The 20,180-nt window shown below is 69.9% G+C and carries 18 protein-coding genes; 6 read left to right on the forward strand and 12 right to left on the reverse strand.

Translation table 11 applies throughout. The annotated features are described in order from the left end of the window. Positions 1–6: 6 nt before the first annotated feature. Positions 7–711, reverse strand: coding sequence for an SDR family NAD(P)-dependent oxidoreductase (locus BM349_RS04435; protein WP_091703468.1), 705 nt, complete (start codon positions 709–711; stop codon positions 7–9). A 4-nt stretch (positions 712–715) separates the two neighbouring features. After that, positions 716–2,161, reverse strand: a complete 1,446-nt coding sequence (locus tag BM349_RS04440; protein WP_091703471.1) for a DUF6421 family protein — start codon at positions 2,159–2,161, stop codon at positions 716–718. A 73-nt stretch (positions 2,162–2,234) separates the two neighbouring features. Here BM349_RS04440 and BM349_RS04445 point away from each other — a divergent pair, with 73 nt between their 5' ends. Then, positions 2,235–2,678: an Lrp/AsnC family transcriptional regulator gene (locus BM349_RS04445; RefSeq protein WP_091703475.1), complete on the forward strand. Its 444-nt coding sequence runs from the start codon at positions 2,235–2,237 to the stop codon at positions 2,676–2,678. Positions 2,679–2,812: 134 nt separating this feature from the next. Here the strand turns inward: BM349_RS04445 and BM349_RS04450 are convergent, their stop codons facing one another. From BM349_RS04450 to BM349_RS04490, 9 genes are all read right to left on the reverse strand, one after another. Further along, positions 2,813–4,345 (reverse strand): CoA-acylating methylmalonate-semialdehyde dehydrogenase, encoded by a 1,533-nt coding sequence (locus BM349_RS04450; protein ID WP_091703479.1) that lies wholly within the window; start codon positions 4,343–4,345, stop codon positions 2,813–2,815. Positions 4,346–4,425: 80 nt separating this feature from the next. Continuing rightward, positions 4,426–5,742: an aspartate aminotransferase family protein gene (locus tag BM349_RS04455; protein WP_091703483.1), complete on the reverse strand. Its 1,317-nt coding sequence runs from the start codon at positions 5,740–5,742 to the stop codon at positions 4,426–4,428. Positions 5,743–5,986: 244 nt separating this feature from the next. Continuing rightward, the gene (locus tag BM349_RS04460; RefSeq protein ID WP_091703486.1) at positions 5,987–7,147 is read right to left on the reverse strand and encodes an ABC transporter substrate-binding protein; all 1,161 of its coding nucleotides are present in this window, start codon (positions 7,145–7,147) and stop codon (positions 5,987–5,989) included. 94 nt (positions 7,148–7,241) lie between these two features. Then, positions 7,242–8,072, reverse strand: a complete 831-nt coding sequence (locus BM349_RS04465) for an ABC transporter permease (RefSeq protein ID WP_091703490.1) — start codon at positions 8,070–8,072, stop codon at positions 7,242–7,244. Further along, complete coding sequence (locus tag BM349_RS04470) at positions 8,069–8,911, reverse strand: ABC transporter ATP-binding protein (RefSeq protein ID WP_091703495.1); 843 nt, start codon at positions 8,909–8,911, stop codon at positions 8,069–8,071. Before BM349_RS04470 ends, BM349_RS04465 begins: the two co-directional genes overlap by 4 nt. Further along, entirely contained in the window at positions 8,911–9,882 is a 972-nt protein-coding gene (locus BM349_RS04475) for an ABC transporter permease (protein WP_091703498.1), read from the reverse strand. Before BM349_RS04475 ends, BM349_RS04470 begins: the two co-directional genes overlap by 1 nt. Next, on the reverse strand, positions 9,879–10,895 hold the full coding sequence (locus BM349_RS04480; RefSeq protein ID WP_091703501.1) for a TIGR03842 family LLM class F420-dependent oxidoreductase: 1,017 nt from the start codon (positions 10,893–10,895) through the stop codon (positions 9,879–9,881). Before BM349_RS04480 ends, BM349_RS04475 begins: the two co-directional genes overlap by 4 nt. Positions 10,896–10,921: 26 nt before the next feature. After that, positions 10,922–12,358: a dihydropyrimidinase gene (gene hydA, locus BM349_RS04485; RefSeq protein ID WP_091703505.1), complete on the reverse strand. Its 1,437-nt coding sequence runs from the start codon at positions 12,356–12,358 to the stop codon at positions 10,922–10,924. 40 nt (positions 12,359–12,398) lie between these two features. Beyond that, on the reverse strand, positions 12,399–13,247 hold the full coding sequence (locus BM349_RS04490; protein ID WP_091703509.1) for a nitrilase-related carbon-nitrogen hydrolase: 849 nt from the start codon (positions 13,245–13,247) through the stop codon (positions 12,399–12,401). 271 nt (positions 13,248–13,518) lie between these two features. On the opposite strand from BM349_RS04490, the gene BM349_RS04495 reads away from it, so the two are divergent. Both BM349_RS04495 and BM349_RS04500 read left to right on the forward strand, forming a co-directional pair. Beyond that, positions 13,519–14,715: a sensor histidine kinase gene (locus tag BM349_RS04495; protein ID WP_091703512.1), complete on the forward strand. Its 1,197-nt coding sequence runs from the start codon at positions 13,519–13,521 to the stop codon at positions 14,713–14,715. Beyond that, a complete protein-coding gene (locus BM349_RS04500; protein WP_091703517.1) occupies positions 14,712–15,356 on the forward strand; it encodes a response regulator in 645 nt (214 codons plus the stop codon). The genes BM349_RS04495 and BM349_RS04500 overlap by 4 nt, the downstream gene beginning before the upstream one ends. A 12-nt stretch (positions 15,357–15,368) precedes the next feature. On the opposite strand, the gene BM349_RS04505 is transcribed toward BM349_RS04500, so the two are convergent. Beyond that, entirely contained in the window at positions 15,369–16,058 is a 690-nt protein-coding gene (locus tag BM349_RS04505; RefSeq protein WP_091704941.1) for a hemerythrin domain-containing protein, read from the reverse strand. Between the two features lie 124 nt (positions 16,059–16,182). Here BM349_RS04505 and BM349_RS04510 point away from each other — a divergent pair, with 124 nt between their 5' ends. From BM349_RS04510 to BM349_RS04520, 3 genes are all read left to right on the forward strand, one after another. Beyond that, positions 16,183–17,808, forward strand: a complete 1,626-nt coding sequence (locus BM349_RS04510) for a bifunctional phosphatase PAP2/diacylglycerol kinase family protein (RefSeq protein ID WP_091703522.1) — start codon at positions 16,183–16,185, stop codon at positions 17,806–17,808. Positions 17,809–17,904: 96 nt separating this feature from the next. Further along, entirely contained in the window at positions 17,905–18,705 is an 801-nt protein-coding gene (locus BM349_RS04515) for an ABC transporter ATP-binding protein (RefSeq protein WP_091703525.1), read from the forward strand. Continuing rightward, positions 18,702–20,174, forward strand: coding sequence for an ABC transporter permease (locus BM349_RS04520; RefSeq protein ID WP_091703529.1), 1,473 nt, complete (start codon positions 18,702–18,704; stop codon positions 20,172–20,174). Before BM349_RS04515 ends, BM349_RS04520 begins: the two co-directional genes overlap by 4 nt. The last annotated feature ends 6 nt before the right edge of the window (positions 20,175–20,180 follow it).

The following is a 20,180-nucleotide window of genomic DNA, read 5'->3' on the forward strand; positions in this document are numbered from 1 at the left end:
GGGCGGTCAGCCCTCGATCGTGATGACGGCGTCGTTGACGGATGCCGCATCCTGCGTCCAGAGGCGCACGACGTGCTCGGCGAGCACGTCCTCGAGCCCCTCCAGACTCTTGACTCGGAAGATCGCGGCCGCCGACGACAACGGGGATCCGGCATCCCGTGCGCTCTTCGCGAACCCCTGCGCGACGGCGCGCGTCCACGCCTCGGATGCCGCCTTCACGGCTGCGTAGTTCGCACCTCCGGCGAGCGGCCGTGCCACGGCCGTGGAAGACACGATCGCGAGGCGCCCGGCGCTCGAGGTGCGCAGGTCTTCGTCGAATGCGCGGCTCACGTGGCGGAGGGCGGTGAACGAGCGCTCCAGGAAGCGGAAGTCCTCATCGCTCTGACCGGCCAGGCCTCCGCCGCCACGCCAGCCGCCCACGAGGTTCACGACGCCGTCGACCGGTCCGATCGCGGCATGGACGTGCTCGGCGAGCGTGCGCACCGAGAACTCGTCGATCAGATCGCACACCTCGGTGCGGATCGTCGGCCCGTCGACCTGTCGCAGGGCCCCGGCCATCGCGTCGATCTTGTCGGCATCCCGGCCGACGGCGATGACCCGGGCGCCGGCCTGGACCAGCGCCCGGGTGACCGCGAGACCGCTCGCGCTCGTCGCGCCTGCGATCAGCACGACCCGCCCCTCGGCCGCCGCGGACTCCGCAGGCGCGCTCATCGCGTCAGGCGTCCTCGGCCCGGATGCCCGCAGTCGACTCGATCACCGGGCGCATCTTCTTCTCGAGCGCCTCGAAGAACATCGAGAGCGGGAACTCGTCGTCCATGACCGCGTCGGTGTAGCCCTTCGGAAGCCCGGCGAGCACGTCGTCGGGCAGACCGCGCGCCCACCGCGAGGCCGGGTGGGGCGTGAGCGTCGAGCGGACCAGCTCGTAGGCGGCCAGCCAGTGCGCGGTCTTCGGGCGGTCGATCGAGCGCCAGTACAGCTCGTCGATCGCATCGCTCAGCTCGACCACCGCGGAGGGCACGTTCGGCCAGTCGAAGGTCAGTGCCGTGTCGGTCCAGTGCAGGACGCCCCGCTGGTGCAGCCAGGCGAACAGCAGCTGACCGCCGACCGCGTCGTAGTTGCGGACGCGCGAACCGGTGATCGCGAAGCGGAAGATCCGATCGAAGATCACGGCGTACTGCACGAGCACCGCGTGCTCGAGCATCTCGGCTTCGACATCGCTGAGCGTCGCGCCGGAGGCGACACGCTCGCGCAGGCGCTTCGTGATCGCCACGCACTCGCGGAAGGCTGTGAGGTCGCAGCGCAGCTCTTCGAGCGAGTACAGGAAGTACGGCATCCGCTGCTTGATCATGAACGGATCGAACGGCAGGTCGCCGCGCATGTGCGTGCGGTCGTGGATGATGTCCCACATCACGAACGTCCGCTCGGCCAGCGCCTGGTCCTCCAGCATCCGCGCCGCGCCCTCGGGGAGCTCGAGCTTCGTGATCTCCGACGCGGCACGCACGACCCGGCGGTAGCGCGCGGCCTCGCGGTCCTGGAAGATCGCGCCCCACGTGAACGTGGGGATCTCGCGCATCGCCACGGTCTCGGGGAACAGCACAGCCGAGTTGGTGTCGTAGCCGGGCGTGAAGTCCACCAGGCGAAGCGAGACGAAGAGCCGGTTGACGTATTCGGTCTCGAGCTCGGCGATGAACTCCGGCCAGATCACCTCGACGATGAGCGCCTCGACGTACCGATCGGACGACCCGTTCTGGGTGTACATAGGGAACACGACGAGGTGGCGGATGCCGTCCACACGGTGCTGCTGCGGCTGGAACGCGACGAGCGAATCGTAGAAGTCCGGGACGCCGAACCCGCCGTCCGCCCACCGCTCGAAATCGTGCGCGCTCGCCGCGAGGTACTCGGCGTCGTGGGGGAAGCGATGCGAGAGCGCCCGGATGGACTCGACGACAGCTTCGACGCACGTCCGCGCCTCGGCGTGGTCGGCGGGGTCGGGAACCGAGCCGTCCTGAGCCTGGATGGCCTGGAGGGCGATCGCCGCATCCTTCAGTGAGAGCCAGGCCGGCGTGGTCTCGACACCGAGTGCGCGGCCGTCCTCGACGACCTCGGGTTCGCCGACGACGGCCTGGCGCGCACCGGTCTGGTGGGTCTGGCTGAGGGACATGGCAACCTCCGATCCGAGGAAGAGATGGAAACATTCCGGCGATTCACCGGTTCAACCGATATTCTTCCATGTCATGGACGATCCTGTCGACTCAGCGATCCTCGCGGCGGTCTCGCGGGATCCGCGGGCCACGCTCGCGCAGCTGTCCGAGAACGTCGGCCTCGGCGTCTCGGCAGTCCAGGCGCGGCTGCGCCGACTCGAGAGCACCGGCGTCATCACGGGATACCGCGCACTCCTGGACCCCGAGGCCGTCGGCCGATCGCTCTCCGCCTTCATCGAGATCACGCCGCTCGACCCCTCGCAGCCCGACAATGCCCCGGAGCTGCTCGAGCACCTGACCGCGATCGAGGCGTGCCACTCGATCGCGGGCGATGCGAGCTACATCCTGTTCGTGCGGGTCGGCACGCCTCGCGGCCTCGAAGCGCTCATCCGCGACATCCGACTCGCCGCATCCGTCAGCACGCGCACGACGGTGGTGCTGCAGACGTTCTACGAGAACCGTCCGATGGCCCTCTGACCCGGCTGGCCGCTCGACTCCCGTCTTTTCGCGAAACCACCCCTTCTCGCCGAGACCACCCAAGATGGGTCGACTGAACCGCGTGGATTCGGCGAGAAGAGGTGGTTTCGCCAGGGGAGCAGCAGAGCCGTCCGCTAATCGTGCTGGGGGAAGCCCAGGTTCAGGCCGCCGTGCGACGGGTCCAGCCAACGGCTCGTGACGGCCTTCTCCTGCGTGAAGAAGTCGAAGCCGTGCGGACCGTACGCCTTCGCGTCGCCGAACAGCGAGGCCTTCCACCCGCCGAAGGAGTGGTACGCCACCGGCACCGGGATCGGCACGTTGATGCCGATCATGCCGACGTGCACCTCGCGCTGGAAGCGCCGCGCAGCGCCGCCGTCGTTCGTGAAGATCGCCGTGCCGTTGCCGTACTGGCTGCCGTTGATGATGCCGAGGCCCTCTTCGTAGCCGTCGACGCGCACGACCGACAGCACGGGGCCGAAGATCTCGTCGCGGTACACCGTCGAGGAGGTCGGCACCTTGTCGATCAGGGTGGGTCCGAGCCAGAACCCGTCGGGGTCGCCGTCGATCTCGACATCGCGGCCGTCGACGACGACCGAGGCCCCGTCCGCCGAGGCCACGTCGATGTACGAGGCGACCTTGTCGCGGTGCACCTGGGTGATGAGCGGGCCCATGTCGCAGCCGCGCGTGCCGTCACCGGTGCGCAGGGTGCCCATGCGCTGGCTGACCTTCTCGACGAACTCGTCGGCGATCGTGTCGACCGCGAGCACGACCGAGATCGCCATGCAGCGCTCGCCGGCCGAGCCGAAGCCGGCGTTCACGGCGGCGTCCGCAGCGAGGTCGAGGTCGGCATCCGGAAGGATCAGCATGTGGTTCTTGGCGCCGCCGAGGGCCTGCACGCGCTTGCCGTGCGAGGTCGCAGTCTCGTAGACGTACTTCGCGATCGGGGTGGAGCCGACGAACGAGATCGCCCGCACGTCGGGGTGCTCCAGCAGCGCGTCGACGGCCTCCTTGTCGCCGTGCACGACGTTCAGCACGCCGTCGGGGAGGCCTGCCTCCTTCAGCAGCGCGGCCATCCAGTTCGCGGCGCTCGGGTCCTTCTCCGAGGGCTTGAGGATCACTGCGTTGCCGGCGGCGAGCGCGATCGAGAAGAACCAGAGCGGCACCATCGCCGGGAAGTTGAACGGGCTGATGATCCCGACGACGCCGATCGGCTGCTTGACGGTGTACACGTCGACACCGGTCGAGACGTTCTCGGAGTAGGCGCCCTTCGTGAGGTGTCCGAGCCCGCACGCGAACTCGACGACCTCCATGCCGCGGGCGATCTCGCCGAGGGCGTCGGAGATGACCTTGCCGTGCTCCGACGTGAGGATCTCGGCGAGCTCCTGCTTGCGGGCGTTCAGCAGCTCGCGGAACGCGAACAGCACGGTCTGGCGCTTGGCGATCGATGAGTCGCGCCACTGCGCCCATGCCGCGGTCGCCGATGCGACGGCGTCGTCGACGTCGGCGGTGGAGGCGAGGCGCACCTCGCGCTGGACCTTGCCCCAGGCCGGGTTGTAGACCGGTGCCGTGCGAGTGGATGCGCCCGCCCAGGTGCCGCCGTCGACCCAGTGGTCGAGGATCGTGGTCGCGGACTCCGTTGCCGGCTCGAGTGTCGTGGTGTCAGTCATGGTCTTCCTTCTTCTGGCCTCGTGGGCACGTGTCTTTCCAGGGTAAGTCGCGGTCCGCGCGACCGATAGGGCGGTGCGCGCTAGCCGGCGGCCTCGACGGCGGTGAGCGCCTCGTCGTAGATCGACATCGCCTGGGCGACCTCGTCGTCGGTGACGACGCACGGCGGCACCACGTGGATGCGGTTCTCCGACGCGAACGGCACGAGCCCGCGTGAGGTGAGCTCCTGCTTGAGCCGGCCGATGACCGCCGGCGCCACGGGCTCGCGCGTCGACCGGTCGGCGACCAGTTCGATCGCCCAGAAGACGCCTTCGCCCCGGACTTCGCCGATCAGGCGGTGCTTCTGCTCGAGGTCGGCCAGGCCGGGCCCGATCGCCTCCTCGCCGATGCGCCGCGCGTTCTCGACGATGCCCTCGCCCTCCATCGCGTCGATCGACGCGACGATGGATGCCGCGGCCAGCGGGTGCCCGCTGTAGGTGAGTCCCCCAGGGAAGACCCGCTCGTCGAACGTCGACGAGATCTCCTCGGAGATGATCACGCCGCCCACCGGGACGTAACCGGAGTTGACGCCCTTCGCGAAGGTGATCAGGTCGGGGACGACGTCGTAGCCCTCGAACGCGAACCAGCGACCGGTGCGGCCGAACCCGGCCATCACCTCGTCGAGGATCAGGATGATGCCGTAGCGGTCGCACAGCGCGCGCACGCCGGAGAGATACCCGGGCGGCGGAAGCAGGATGCCGGCCGTGCCGGGCACCGACTCCAGCAGGATCGCCGCGATCGTGGCCGGTCCCTCCGACTGGATGACGCGCTCGAGATGGTGCAGCGCCCGCGCCGACTCCTCCTCGGGCGTCGTCGCCCAGAACTCGCTGCGGTACAGGTAGGGGCCGAAGAAGTGCGCGTGGCCGCGGGCGTACTGGTTCGGCATCCGCCGCCAGTCGCCGGTCGCGACGATGGCCGCGCCGGTGTTGCCGTGGTACGAGCGATAGGTCGAGAGCACCGTGTCGCGGCCGGTGTGCAGCCGGGCCATCCGGATCGCGTTCTCGTTCGCGTCGGCGCCGCCGTTGGTGAAGAACACCTTCGCGAAGCCGTCGGGCGCCTTGCCGATGATGCGCCGGGCGGCCTGCCCGCGCGTCAGATTGGCGGTGGCGGGGCCGATCGTCGCGAGCGTCGCCGCCTGCTCCTGGATCGCCGCGACGACCGCCGGATGCTGGTGCCCGATGTTGACGTTGACGAGCTGGCTCGCGAAATCCAGCATCCGATTGCCGGCGTGATCCCAGACGGTCGACCCGCACCCGCCTGCGATCACCGGCAGGTCGAGGTTGGCCTGGGCCAGCCAGGAGTGGAACACGAACTCGCGGTCGAGGGAGCTCGCCTGGGCGTCCAGGTCTTCATCGGTCATGCGTGCGGTCCCTTCGCGCGTGCGATCGCGTCGGCGCGCTGCGCCGCCGCTCAGTGATCAACGCTCGTCTGTCGGGCACCGCGGGTCAAGCCACGAACTGTTCTGATCCGATCGCCGGGTCCGTCGAAGCGTCCGGATGCCGCCGTTCCGCCGCGGGCCACGGCGCTCCGTCTCGCTCGTCATCGCTCGCCCAACGACCGGGGTCGGTCGTTGAGCGAGCGAAGCGACGAAAACGCGTGGACGGCTAGTTGCCGCCCTCCTGCAGCTCGACCTCCAGCGGCGTGAACTCCTCGCCGAGGACGTCGATGCCGCCCTCCTCCTCGAGCTCATCCAGCGCCTTCTGGATGTACTCGTTGCTGTACGCCGTCGACGGCGGCTCCTCGGTGATGAGGTGCGCGCCGGTCTCGTTCACAGCGGCGAGCGCGCCCTCGACGGTCTGGTTCCAGGCCGCCTCGTCGATGATTCCGATTCCGTCGGGCGACGGCCAGATGAGCTTGTTGATCTCGTTCATCATCCACAGCTCGTGGCTCGGACCCCACCCTGACCCGGAGGCCAGGGTGATCGCGGCAGCCTCATCGGGGTTCTCCCGCGAGTAGACCCACCCCTTGATGACGGCCTTGAGGAACTTCACCGCGGTGTCGGCGTACGCCTCATCCGAGGCCAGGCGCTCGGTGTCGGCCCAGACGGCGTCCTGCAGCATCGCGCCGACGGTGTCCTGGTAGCTGATGACATTGAAGTCCTCGGGCTGGTAGAGCTCGCCGGTCTCCGGGTCGGTGGTCTCCAGCAGCTGCGCGTACTCGTTGTAGGTCATCGCCTGCGCCGCGTCGATGTCACCCTGCAGGAAGGCGTTCATGTTGAAGTCCTGCGTGATGATCTGGACGGTGGTGGCGTCGAGGTCCTCCGCGGCCATCGCCGCGAAGATCTCCCACTCGTTGCCGAAGCCCCACGAGCCGATCTTCTTGCCCTCGAAGTCGGCGACCGAGTCGATGCCCGAATCGGCCCACGACACCTGAAGGGTGCCGGAGCGCTGGAAGATCTGCGCGATGTCGGTCAGGTTCGCGCCGGCCTCGATCGATCCGAGCACTTTGGGCACCCAGGCGATCGCGAAGTCGACGTCACCGTTGGCCAGGGCATCCTGCGGAACGATGTCGCCGCCCGACGGGATGATCTCGACCTCGAGGCCCTCGTCCTTGAAGAAGCCCTGCTCGACGGCGGCGAAGTAACCGGCGAACTGAGCCTGGGGGAGCCACTGGAGCTGGAGCTTGACCGGGGTCAGCTCGCCGGAGTCGCCCGAGGCGTCCGACGAGGGCGACGTGCCGCCTCCGCCGGAGCAGGCGCTCAGGATGACGGCCGCCGACAGCGCGAATGCGCCTGTCGCGAGGCCGCGACGTGTGCTGTGTCTCATGTCGTTCCTTTCGGGTTCCCTTGCGGGATGCGGTGATGCGGGACCGGCCTCGACTGGCGAGGACGACGACCCGCCGCATCCAGCGCGGCGCGCTTCATTGCGCGCCTCCGACCGGGATGCGGCGGAGCACGAGGCGCTCGATGAGCGCCGTCGCGAGATAGAAGATCAGGCCGACGACGATCGCCGCGACCACGTAGGCCCAGGCGCGCGCGTACGCGCTGGTCGCGGCGGAGGTGGAGATCGCGCTGCCCAAGCCGCCGCGCGGGCCGCCGAAGTACTCCGCGACCAGCGCCGAGATCACGGCGAGCGAACTGGCGATCCGCACGCCGGTGAGCAGGTACGGCAGGGCAGTGGGGAGTGTGACGGTGCGGAAGGACTGGGCGCCGCTGGCGGCATAGCTTCGCATCAGGTCCCGGTGCACCGGCCGGGTCTGCCGCAGACCGCGGAACGTGTTGATGAAGACCGGGACGAAGGATGCGAGCGCGGCGATCGCCTGCCGGCCGAATTGGCTGTCGGCGCCGAACATCGAGTTCAGCACCGGGGCGAGGGCGACGATCGGCACGACGGCGAGGGCTGCCACGACCGGCGCCGACATCCCGTCGATCGCGTGCCAGCGCGCGGCGAACGCGGCGAGCACGATCGCGAGGACCGTGCCCACCACGAGGCCGATCAACGCGTTCGTCCCCGTCACGAGCGCCGCTGACCAGATCGCCGGACCGAACTCCGCGAACTGCTGCGCGATCGCCGCCGGGCTGGGCAGCAGGTAGTCCGACACGCCCACGACGGTGACGAGGAACTGCCACAGCGCGAGGCCGGTGATCCCGACCACGATCGGCGCGATGATCCGCAGGCGTCGCTCGGTCGCGGCACTCCACGCCGCGCGCGGCGGGCGGGGCGCGACATCCCGCGGGGTGACCGCCGTCATCGTTCCTCCCGCCCGCTCGTGGGCACCGGTGTGCCGTGCAGTGCCTCGCGCACCGAGGTCACGCGATCGAAGAACGCGGGCACTTCGCGCAGAGCCTCATCGCGCGCGGTGTCCTTGCCGAACCCGGTCTCGATCACCTCGGTGATCCGGCCGGGACGCGGCGACATCACAACCACGCGATCCGAGAGGAAGACCGCCTCGGGGATCGAGTGCGTGACGAACACCACGGCGGCGCCGGTCTCGGCGGCGATCCGGGACAGCTCGGTCTGCATCCGCTCACGGGTCATCTCATCCAGCGCCCCGAACGGCTCGTCCATGAGCAGCAGCCGCGGTCGCTCGGCGAGCGCGCGCGCGATCGCGACACGCTGCTGCATTCCGCCGGAGAGCTGATCCGGATGCCGGTCCGCGAAGTCCGTGAGGCCGACGAGCTCCGCGAGCTCGGCCACGCGGGCCTTGCGCTCCGCGGCCGCCACACCGTGCAGCTCGAGGGGGAGCGCGATGTTGGCGGCGACGGTCCGCCACGGCAGGAGCCCCGCCTGCTGGAACGCGATGCCGTAATCCTGGTCGCGGCGCGCCCGATGCGCCGGCTTTCCGAAGACCTCGATCGTGCCGGACGTGGGCGAGTCGAGGTCGGCGATCAGGCGCAGCAGGGTGGACTTGCCGCACCCGGACGGGCCGATCAGCGCGACGAACTCGCCCTCGGCGACGGTCAGATCGATGCCTTCGAGCGCGCTGACATCGCCGGTCTTCGTCGCGAAGGTCTTGGCGACGTCCCGCACGACGACGGAATCCGTGCCTGCCGTCGCATCCGGACCCCCGTGAGCATGTCCAAGGGTCATCAGGTGGCCTCTCCTCGTCGGTAGTCCTTCAGCAGCAGTCCGAGCATCGCGACCGATCCGGCGGCGACCAGCCCGAGGGCGATCGCGCCGAAGATCGGCGCCCACGCCTTGGACGGGTCACCCGACGCCTGGCCGGCGAACTGGATCAGCAGACGGCCGATCCCGCCCTGCAGCCCGGTCGACACCTCGGCGACCACGGCGCCGATCACGGCGTTGGCCGCGCCGAGGCGCAGCGCCGGGAGCAGGTAGGGCACGGATGCCGGGAATCGCAGTCGCAGCAGGGTCGGCCAGTAGCCGGCCGCGTAGGTGTGCATGAGTTCGGTATGGATCCGGTCGGGGGACTGCAGCCCCCGCAGGGCGCCCACGGCGATCGGGAAGAACGCGAGATAGGAAGCGATGAGGGCGACCGACATCCAGTCCTGCCACTCGAATCCGCCGATCGAGACGCGCGATCCCCAGCTCTTCACGATCGGGGCGAACGCGATCAGCGGCACCGTCTGGCTCAGGATGATCCACGGCAGCAGACCCCACTCGACCAGGCGCCAGCGCTGCATCACGAGGGCGAGGCCGACGCCGACGACGAGCCCCACCAGCCACCCGACGGCGGCGATGCCGAGGGTCGTCAGGCACGCCAGCGCGATGGCTCCCCACAGCGGAGGGGAGCCGTCGGCGCGGGTGACGGGCTCGAGCAGCCGCCCGATCATGTCCCACACGTGCGGCATCGCGAGGTCGGTCGTCCGCGGCAGGATCCTCGCCCCTCCGATGACCACCCCGTCGGAGGGACCCAGGAATTTGTACGCCTCCCACACGATGACGAGGAGGAGGATGCCGACGGCGCCCCAAGCCCACGCCGAGAGAGCGTGCGGGCCGGTTCGCGTGCGAGCGCGCGCCGGGCGGGCGGAACCGCGGCCCTTGTCCACGGTCTCGCCGGTCGGTTGCGTTCTCGCGGTGTCGGTCGCGGGTGAGGTCATGTCTTGGCCGTCACGTGCTCGGACAGGGCGGGGATCACGGTTTCGCCGTACACCCGCATCGTCTCCTCCTTGTTGTCGTGCTGGAGGTAGCCGGCGAACTGCGTCACCCCGATCTCACGGAGCTTCTGGAGCTTGGCGATGTGCTCGTCCGCCGTGCCCAGGATGCAGAACCGGTCGACGATCTCGTCGGGCACGAAGTCGACGTGGTCGTTGTCGGACTTGCCGTGCGTGTTGTAGTCGTAGCCGTGCCTGCCGGCGATGTAGTCGGTGAGCGCATCCGGGACGGCACCGTGATGGCCGTACTTCGCGACGATGTCGGCGACGTGGTTGCCGACCATGCCGCCGAACCAGCGGCACTGATCGCGCATGTGCTGCCAGTCGTCGCCGATGTACATCGGCGCGGCCACGCAGAACGCGATCGAGTCGGGGTCGCGTCCGACGTTCTCGGCCGCCTGGCGGACCGTCTTGATCATCCACGCGGCGATGTCGAGGTCGGCGAGCTGGAGGATGAAGCCGTCGCCGACCTCGCCGGTGAGCTTCAGCGCCAGCGGCCCGTACGCGGCGACCCACACCTCCAGCTCCGAGCCGTGGCTCCACGGGAACTGCAGGGTGGCGCCGTTGTACTCGACCGGACGCGAGTTGGCGAGCTCCCGGATCACGTGGATCGACTCGCGCAGCTCGCTCATCGAGACCGGCTTGCCGTTGGTGACGCGCACCGCCGAGTCGCCGCGCCCGATTCCGCACACGGTGCGGTTGCCGTACATCTCATTCAACGTCGCGAAGACGGATGCCGTCACCGTCCAGTCCCGCGTGGCGGGATTGGTCACGAAGGGCCCGACGGTCACCCGTTTCGTCTCCGCGAGGATCGCCGAGTGGATGACGTAGGGCTCTTCCCACAGCAGGTGCGAGTCGAAGGTCCACACGTGGGTGAACCCGTGCGCCTCGGCGAGCTTCGCGAGCTGCACGGTGCGGGCCGCGGGCGGGTTGGTCTGCAGTACGACGCCGAAGTCCATGGTGCTCCTATCGATCGGCCGCGCGGTCATGTCAGGTACTGGCTGAGGCCGCGCTTGAGGAAGCGCCCATCGCCCTTTGCGCCGAGATACTCGCCGCCGTCGACGATGACCTTGCCGCGGGAGAGCACGGTGTCGACGTGCCCGTCGATCTCGAAGCCCTCCCACGCCGAGTGGTCCATGTTCATGTGATGCGTCTTGCCGAGACCGATCGACGTATGCCCGTTCGGGTCGTAGATCACGACGTCGCCGTCGGCACCCGGCTGGATCACGCCCTTGCGGCCGTACAGCCCGAACATCCGCGCGGGGGTGGTCGAGGTGAGCTCCACCCACCGCTCCAGGGTGATCTTCCCCGTCACGACGCCCTGGTACATCAGATCCATGCGGTGCTCGATCGAGCCGATGCCGTTCGGGATCGCGCGGAAGTCGCCGAGCCCGAGCTCCTTCTGGTCTTTCATGCAGAACGGGCAGTGGTCGGTCGAGACCATCTGCAGGTCGTTCGTGCGCAGCGCCTGCCACATGTGGTCCTGGTGGCCCTCGGCGCGCGAGCGCAGCGGGGTCGAGCACACCCACTTGGCGCCCTCGAACCGCCCCCACTCGTCGCTCGTGGCACCGAGCTGCTCCTCCAGAGACAGGTACAGGTACTGCGGACACGTCTCGCCGAACACGTTCTGACCCTTGTCGCGGGCGGCGGCGAGCTGCTCGACGGCCTGCTTGGCGCTCACATGCACGACGTACAGCGGCGCTCCGGTGAGGTTCGCGATCATGATCGCGCGGTGCGTGGCCTCCTCCTCCATCTGCCATGCACGGGCGATGCCGTGGAAGTACGGGTCGGTCTTGCCCTCCGCGACGAGCTGTGCGGCGAGCACGTCGATCACCGGTCCGTTCTCGGCGTGCATCATCGTGAGCAGGCCGGTCTCGCGCGAGACCTGCATCGCCCGCAGCACCTGGGCATCGTCGGAGTAGAAGACTCCCGGGTAGGCCATGAAGAGCTTGAAGCTCGTGATGCCCTCGTCGATCAGGCCGGGCATGGCCGCGAGCGCGTCCTCGTCGACGCCGCCGATGATCTGGTGGAACCCGTAGTCGATCGCGCAGTTTCCGGCGGCTTTCGCGTGCCACGCCGCCAGGCCGTCCTGGACGCGCTCACCGTACCGCTGCACCGCGAAGTCGATGATGCTCGTGGTTCCGCCCCAGGCCGCCGCACGCGTGCCGGTCTCGAACGTGTCGATCGCGGCGGTGCCGCCGAAGGGCAGCTCCATGTGGGTGTGCGCGTCGATGCCGCCCGGGATGACGTACTTGCCTGTCGCGTCGATGACGCGGTCGACGGATGCCGCGACGTCCGTCCCGAGAAGCTCGGAGCCCGGCTGCAGGACCGCGGCGATCGTCTCGCCGTCTATCAGCACGTCGGCCGCGGAGCGGCCGGTGGCCGAGACGACCGTGCCGCCGGTGATGAGTGTCGTTGCCATGATCTCGATACGCCCCTTCGTCGCTACTCGATCACCCGGGTCACGGCTTCGCGATCAGCGCGTACGAGTCGGGCCGGCGGTCCCGGTAGAACTGCCAGTCGTCGCGCATCTCCTGGACCATGTCCATCTCGAGGTCGCGGATGAGGACCTCTTCATGGGTGCCCGACCCGCGCTCGCCGACGAAGTTGCCCCGCGGGTCGATCACCTGGCTGGTTCCGTAGAAGTCCACCGCGAGCTCTCCGTACTCGTTGTCCTCCCGTCCGACGCGGTTCGGCTGGAGCACGAAGTAGCCGTTCGCGACCGCGGCGCACGGGCCCTCGACCTCCCAGAGGCGGTTGGACAGCCCCGGCTTGGTCGCGTTCGGGTTGAACACGACGTGCGCTCCGCCCAGGCCCAGCTCGCGCCAGCCCTCCGGGAAGTGGCGGTCGTAGCAGATGTAGACCCCGACCTTGCCGATGGCCGTGTCGAACACCGGGTATCCGAGGTTGCCGGGACGGAAGTAGAACTTCTCCCAGAAGCGATCGAGATGCGGGAGGTGGTGCTTGCGGTACTTGCCGAGGATCGTCCCATCGGCGTCGACCACGACTGCCGTGTTGTAGTACACGCCGGTGATGTCCTCCTCGTAGATCGGGAGGATCATGACCATGTTCAGCTCGGCGGCAAGGGCGGCGAATCGCTGCACGATCGGGCCGTCGGCCGGCTCGGCGTAGCGGTAGTACTTCTTGTCCTCGGTGATCCCGAAGTACGGGCCGTAGAACAGCTCCTGGAAGCAGATCACCTGCGCGCCCTCTGCTGCGGCATCCCTCGCGAACCGCTCGTGCTTGTCGAGCATCGACTCCTTGTCGCCGGTCCAGGTGGTCTGTGTGATTGCCGCGCGTACCGTCGTCATGCCGGTCTCCGTCCGTCCTCGACTGATCCTCTTCGTGCTGCATCGACGGGGACCGGTTCGGGTTCCGGTGGGGATCGCTCCCCGCTGTTCGATCTTGGTCCTCCGACGTTTCCCGTCGATTTCAGCCTGTGTCCGGACAGTAAAGCCTGAGGGCGATGCGCGGCAAGGGGTTCGCCGGATACATCCCCGACTGATGCCGCCACAGCGCGGCAGGGCCGAATACATCGCAGGATGGATGCTGCGCCGTCGCCTTCCCGGTTAGCGTGAGTGCGTGTTCCGCCGGCTGAAGACCTACCAGATCACGGTCGACGTCTCGGTCGCCGTCGTGTTCTTCGCGGTCGCCCTGCCGGTGGAGATCATGGTGGGCGAGACGGGCACGGTGAGCCTCCTGGGCGCTCCGGTCGCGCTACTGGCCGGCGTGACGATCGCCGTGATCTTCAGCGCGGCACTGGGCGTCCGTCGCTGGTCGCCGCCGATCGCGCTGGCGCTCGCCTGGGCCGGCGCCGTCCTGCAGATGGCGCTCGGCCGACCGCCGACCGCCGCCGATCTGGCGATCTTCGGCGTGCTCTACGTGACGGCCGCCTACGGCACCCGCCGCGTCTACTGGGCGGGCTTCGCGTCCGCGCTCGCAGGCGCCCTCGTGATCACGATCTACCTCTTCGTCGGGCCGACGTTCGCCGGTGGCGGCCTGTCGCTGCGCACGCTGCCGCTCGCGGTCGCCGTGCTGGTCGCTGCCGCCTTCGCGCTGCTGCTGGCGTGGACGGTCGGCGCGCTCGTGCGGGCGGCCCTCCGCGCGAGTGCCAACCGCGAGGCGCAGGAGCGCGCCGAGGTCGAGGCGGCGACGGAGCAGGAGCGCGTGCGGATCGCGCGGGACATGCACGACGTCGTCGCGCACTCGCTCGCCGTCGTGATCGCCCAGGCCGACGGGGCCAGGTACGCGGCCCCCGCCGACCCGGCAGCTGCGACGGCGGCGCTCGGCACGATCTCGACGACGGCCCGTGCTGCGCTCGCCGACGTCCGGCTGCTGCTGACCCAGCTGCGCCATAACCAATCCCCGGGCCCGCAGCCGACGCTCGCCGATCTCGAGGAGCTCTACGCGCAGGTGCGCGCGGCCGGGGTCGAGCTGCGGGTCGACATCGATCCGGCACCCACCGTCCAGCCGTCCGCTGCCGTGCAGCTCGCGCTGTACCGGATCCTGCAGGAGGCCCTCACGAACGCCCTCCGCCACGGCGACGGCGGGCCGGTGCTCGTGCGGCTCGCCTGGCTTGCGACGGTGTGCAAGGGACGCCCCGGAGTCGAGTTCGAGGTGCGCAACCGCCTGCGGTCGGGCGAGCATCCGACCGAATCGGGGCACGGACTGATCGGGATGGGCGAACGAGCGAACCTGGTCGGCGGGTGGCTCAGCGCCTCGGATCCGGACGGCGAGTTCGTGGTCACCGGCGTGCTCCCGGTCGGAGGCGTCGAGTGAAGCCGATCCGCGTCGTGCTGGTCGACGACCAGGCGCTGTTCCGTGCCGGCATCCGCATGCTGATCGACTCGCAGGCCGATCTCGAGGTCGTCGCCGAGGCGGCGGACGGCCGCGAGGCGCTCGAGGTCGTGCGTGCGGCCCGCCCCGACGTCGTGCTCATGGACATCCGGATGCCGGTCATGGACGGACTCGCCGCGACCGCCGAGCTGCTCCGTGACGAGGACCCGCCGCGGATCGTGATGCTGACGACCTTCGATCTCGACGAGGCCGCCGCGCGCGCGATCCGGCAGGGTGCGAGCGGGTTCCTGCTGAAGGATGCCGAGCCGGAGTTCCTGCTCGCCGCGATCCGCACCGTCCACTCGGGGTCGGCGGTGATCGCGGCCTCCGCCACCCGCGACCTGTTCGCGCACTTCGCTGTTGCGGCGCCGCGGCCGGTTCCGCCGGCGTATCTCGACCTGACCGATCGGGAGCGGGAGATCTTCGCGCTCGCCGCACAGGGGCTCTCGAACGCCGAGATCGCCGGGCGCGAATTCCTCTCCGAAGCCACGGTCAAGACGCACGTCAGCCGCATCCTGACCAAGCTCGCGCTGCGCGACCGCGTCCAGCTCGTGGTGTTCGCCTTCGAGCACGGCCTGGCGTAGCGGGCGCCCGGCTCAGCGACCCTCGAGCGCCGCGCGGTGCTTGACGTACTTCGGCTTGCCGATCCACCGCCACATCAGCCGCGCCGGCGCTGGCATGTGCTCGTGCAGCCACTCGTCGCCGCCGTCGGGCTGCGCGGCCAGGATCTCGCCGAGCTGATTCCAGGTCTGGCCCTTCGGGACGGCGCGTCGTCCGTGGTCGGCGAACCACTCCACCTCCTCCTCGGTGATGGTCCTCTCCATGACCGGGACGATGTTCGTCTCCTCGTCGGGGAGGTGCACGCCGAGCGCGGCGTTGATGCCGTCGAGCGCTGTCAGCACCGGAGCCGCACCCGTCGCCGTGGCCGTCGTCCTCCACTCGGGGAGGGCTCGGTCGAGCGCCTTCAGCTGGACGAGCATCTCGGCGTGCTGGGCCTTCATGCGCTCCACGTGGATCGCGCAGGACGGCGCGCGCTCCTCCAGAGCGTCCCAGAGGCGCTCGTCCTCTGCCTCGTGGTGCGCGTGCAGGCCGACCGAGAGCATGTGCAGCTGATCGGCGACGATCTCGGCGTGGGCGAGGTCGCCGGAAGAGACCGCTCGCACGAGCCCCGGGGCCTCGCCGAAGCCGCGCCGGAACATCCGGTGGATCTCGACCATGCCGCGGGCATCGCACGTCTTCCGCGCGGCAGGTTCATCACCGCTCGGCGGCATGGCGGTTGCAGGCATCATCGCTCCTCACTCGGGTTCTGGAACAGGACCCTAGCGCCGCGCCGCGACGCCGCGGAAGATCTCGGCAGTCGACGCGCCGCGATGCGTGTGCGCAGGTGCCCGGCGAACTAGCCTCAGGATCATGCGTTCGAGCACCTCAGGGCACCAGCTGCTCCCTTCTCGCCGTCGGCGGATGCTGCCTGCGTGGGTGCGCGGGGTCGATCGCACGGTCGGCCGGCGCCTCAACGCCTCGGCGTCCTGGCATGTGCACGACCGCGCCTACACCCGGCTCAGCCGGGCCGCCGATCACGGACTGCTGTGGTATTCGATCGCCGCCACGCTGTTCGCGCTGGGTCGGCGACGTGCGGCGATTCGCGGCGTCGCCTCGATGCTGGTCGCGAGCGTCACCTCCGACGTCGTCGTGAAGAGCTTCTTCGCGGGCCCGCGACCGCTCTTCGATGACGTTCCCGCCGTGCGGCGGCTGCGCATCCATCCCTCGACGCCGTCGTTCCCATCGGGGCACTCGGCCAGCGCCGCGGGCTTCGCGACGGGGGTCGCGCTGGAGTCGGGGCGCTCGGGGCTGGTCATCGGGCCGCTCGCGGCTGCGGTGGCGTACTCGCGCCTGCACGTCGGCGCCCACTGGCTCTCCGACGTCGTGGGCGGTGTCGCGATCGGCGCCGGCGTCGCGCTGCTGGGCCGGATCGTCGTGCCCGCCCGCGCTCACGATGAGGAGGTGAGCGACGACGAGGTCGAGCAGGTGGTCGAGCTGATCACCCTGCCGGCTTCCGATGACGGCCGCGGCGTGCTGATCGTGATGAACCAGGGTGCAGGGACAGCGGTCATCCGGCTCGATCCGCGCTCGACGATCGCGAACCGGCTGCCCGCTGCCATGGTGCGGGAGCTCGAACCCGACGAGGACATGGACGACGTCGTGCGGGAGATCATGGCCGGCGAGGACGCGCCGCAGGTGCTCGGGGTGTACGGCGGAGACGGGTCGGTCTCGCGCATGGCGCACCTCGCGCTCGAGTTCGACAGGCCGTTCCTGGCGCTGCCCGGCGGCACCTTCAATCACTTCTCCCGCACGGCGGGCATCGAGAGCGTCGACCTCGCGATCGACGCCCTGCAGTCCGGATCGGGGATCGCCGCGAGCGTCGGCGAACTCACGGCCGGGGGACGCACGACGACGGTCCTGAACGCCGCGTCGATCGGGATCTACCCCGAGTTCGTGGCGGAGCGGACGCGGCGGAAGGCCACGCTCGGCAAGTGGATCGGCGGCGTGGTCGCGACGTGGCGTCAGGTTCGGGACGCCGAGCCCATCGACATCACCGTCGGCGGCAGGCGTGCCCGCGTCTGGTCGGTGTTCGCGAGCGTCGGCCGCAACACTCCCGGCCAGGCGGCGACGATGCAGCGACGCACGCTCTCCGACGGCGTCCTGGACGTTCGGGTGCTGCACGCGCGCGGCTCCCGCCTCCAGGCGGTCGCTGCGCTCTCGTTCGGCAGGGCGACGCGCGCGGTGCTGCGTGCGCTGCGCCTGCTGCCCCCGGCATCCGACATCGAGCACATCACCGCGACCGACATCGCGATCTCCGTGCAGCCGAGGCACGGCGAGGCGACCTTCTACGCGCACGACGGCGAACTCGAGCGACGCCCCGCGGTCGGCGACGACGGTCGCTACACGCTGACCTGCCGGATCCTGCCGAAGGCCCTGCGCGTCTACGCCCCGGCGCCATCCCGCGCCCAGGAGGTGCTGGATTCCACGCGCCGCTGACGGATCGGATCCCGGGCTCGGATCATCCCAGCGATGTACGCGGGATGCCTCTGCGGGCCGACGCGCCTGCGCCCGGCGATTCGTACCGTCGGAGGCATGAACCTCTCATCGACAGACCTCGGGCTCGCCGCCCGTGTGCAGAACCTCACCAAGACCTACGGTCACGGCCAGAGCACGGTGCGCGCGCTCGATGACGTGAGCGTCGGCATCCGTCGCGGTGAGTTCACCGCGATCATGGGTCCGTCCGGGTCGGGCAAGTCGACCATCATGCACATCATGGCCGGGCTGGATGCCGCGACGAGCGGCCGGGCCTGGATCGGCGACACGGACATCACCGGTCTCTCGGACCTCGAGCTGACGATCCTGCGACGCCGGCGGGTCGGCTTCGTGTTCCAGGCGTTCAACCTCGTGCCGACCCTCGACGCGCTCGCCAACATCCTGCTGCCCTTCGACCTCGACGGCCGACGGCCGAGTGCCCTGGAACGCGGTCGCATCGACGGGCTGATCGAGGCGCTCGGGCTCGGATCGCGACTGCGACACCGCCCGCACGAACTCAGCGGCGGTCAGCAGCAGCGGGTCGCGATCGCACGGGCGCTGGCCACCGCGCCGGATCTCGTGTTCGCCGACGAGCCGACCGGCAATCTCGATTCGCGCAGCGGTCGTGAGGTGCTCGGTCTGCTCGCCAAGGCGAGTCGTGACCAGGGTCAGTCGATCGCGATGGTCACGCACGACCCGATCGCCGCGAGCCACGCCGACCGGGTGATCTTCCTCGCCGACGGCCGGGTCGTCGCCGACAAGCCCCGCCAGAGCCCCGAGCAGATCGCGGCATACATGCTGGCCTCCGAACTCGGCGCGCCGACCTCGATCGGCGACGACGCCGCAGCGGTGCTCGCATGAGCGCCGTCGCCACCGCGACCGCGGGCATCGAGCCGCGTCCGGCAGCGGCATCCGCTCCGCTGGGCTGGCTCAGGGACCGCGGCATGGGGGCGAGCATCCTGGTCGCGGCGATCTCGAGCGCCTTCGGCGTCGTGCTCATCTCGGCCACCGGGTACATCGCGGCGATGCTCCGAGCGGATCCGTACATCGGCGACAGCGCGATGCTCGCGGTCGTGCTCGGGATCATGACGGTCCTGCTGGTGGGCGTCGCGGTGTACGTCGCCGCGATCGTCACGGCGAACACGTTCTCCACCGTGATCGCGGGCCGCACGCGGCGCATCGCCCTCCTCCGACTGATCGGGGCGTCCGCGCGCACGCAGCGCTCGCAGGTCGCCCGCCAGGGGCTGGTGGTCGGCGCGATCGGTTCGTTCGCCGGACTCGTCGGCGGCACGGCGCTCGCCGCGGTCGGGGTGTGGACGGCCGGACGGATGCTGGGGCTGGAGGGCGTCTCATTCGGCGTGGTGCAGCCGGTGCTGCTGGTGCCCGCGGCGATCGTCGCGCTGACGACCTGGGCCGCGGCATGGGCGGGATCGCGCCGCGTGCTCGCAGTCACGCCACTGCAGGCGCTCGGAGGGTCGGTCGAGGCGACGCACGACCAGCTGTCACGCCGGACCGGGCGGAATGTGTGGGCGATCTCGCTGTTCGTCGCCGGGGGAGCGCTTCTGGCGGGAGGCGTGCTCCTGGGCCTGGTCTCGCCACTCGGCGTGATCGTGGCGTTCGCGGGCGGCATCCTGTCCTTCACCGGGCTCGCGCTCGGCGCGACGCTCGTCATGCCTCCGGTGCTGCGCCTGGTCGGACGGATCTTCGGCGGATCGGCGACCGCCCGGCTCGCCGCCGAGAACGCCCTGCGCCACCCCGAGCGCTCGTCGCGGATGGCGATCGGCGTCGTGATGGGCGTCACGCTCGTGACCATGTTCGCCGTCGCGATCGAGTCCGTGAAAGCCGTCATGAGCGCCGCCGCTGGCGGGCAGCTGCCGCCGGAGATCGCGACGGTGCTCGACAGCTTCGCGGCGATCATGATGGGGCTCGTCGCCGTGTCTGCGGTGATCGCCGGCGTCGGACTCGTGAACCTGCTCACGATCGGGGTCGTGCAGCGGCGCCGTGAGCTCGGGCTGCTGCGGGCGCTCGGCGTCTCCAACGGCCAGGTGCGCCGCATGGTGCTGCTGGAGGCCGCCCACGTCACGATCGCCGCGCTGGCGACCGGGCTCGTGCTCGGCGTGCTCTACGGGTGGGCGGGAGCGCAATCCCTGCTCGGGTCGATTCCGGTGAACCCGGATGCCCCGTCTGCGTCCAGCTTCGTGTGGCCGGCCGTGCCGTTCTGGCCGATCGTCGCGATCGCGGGCGCCACCACCGTGCTCACCCTCGTCGCGGCCGTCGTGCCGACGCGTCTGGCGACGCGGGTCGCGCCGGTCGAGGCGCTCGCCGAGTAGCGGACG

This window comes from Microbacterium sp. cf046, from assembly GCF_900114345.1.
In the GTDB taxonomy this organism is placed as follows: domain Bacteria; phylum Actinomycetota; class Actinomycetes; order Actinomycetales; family Microbacteriaceae; genus Microbacterium.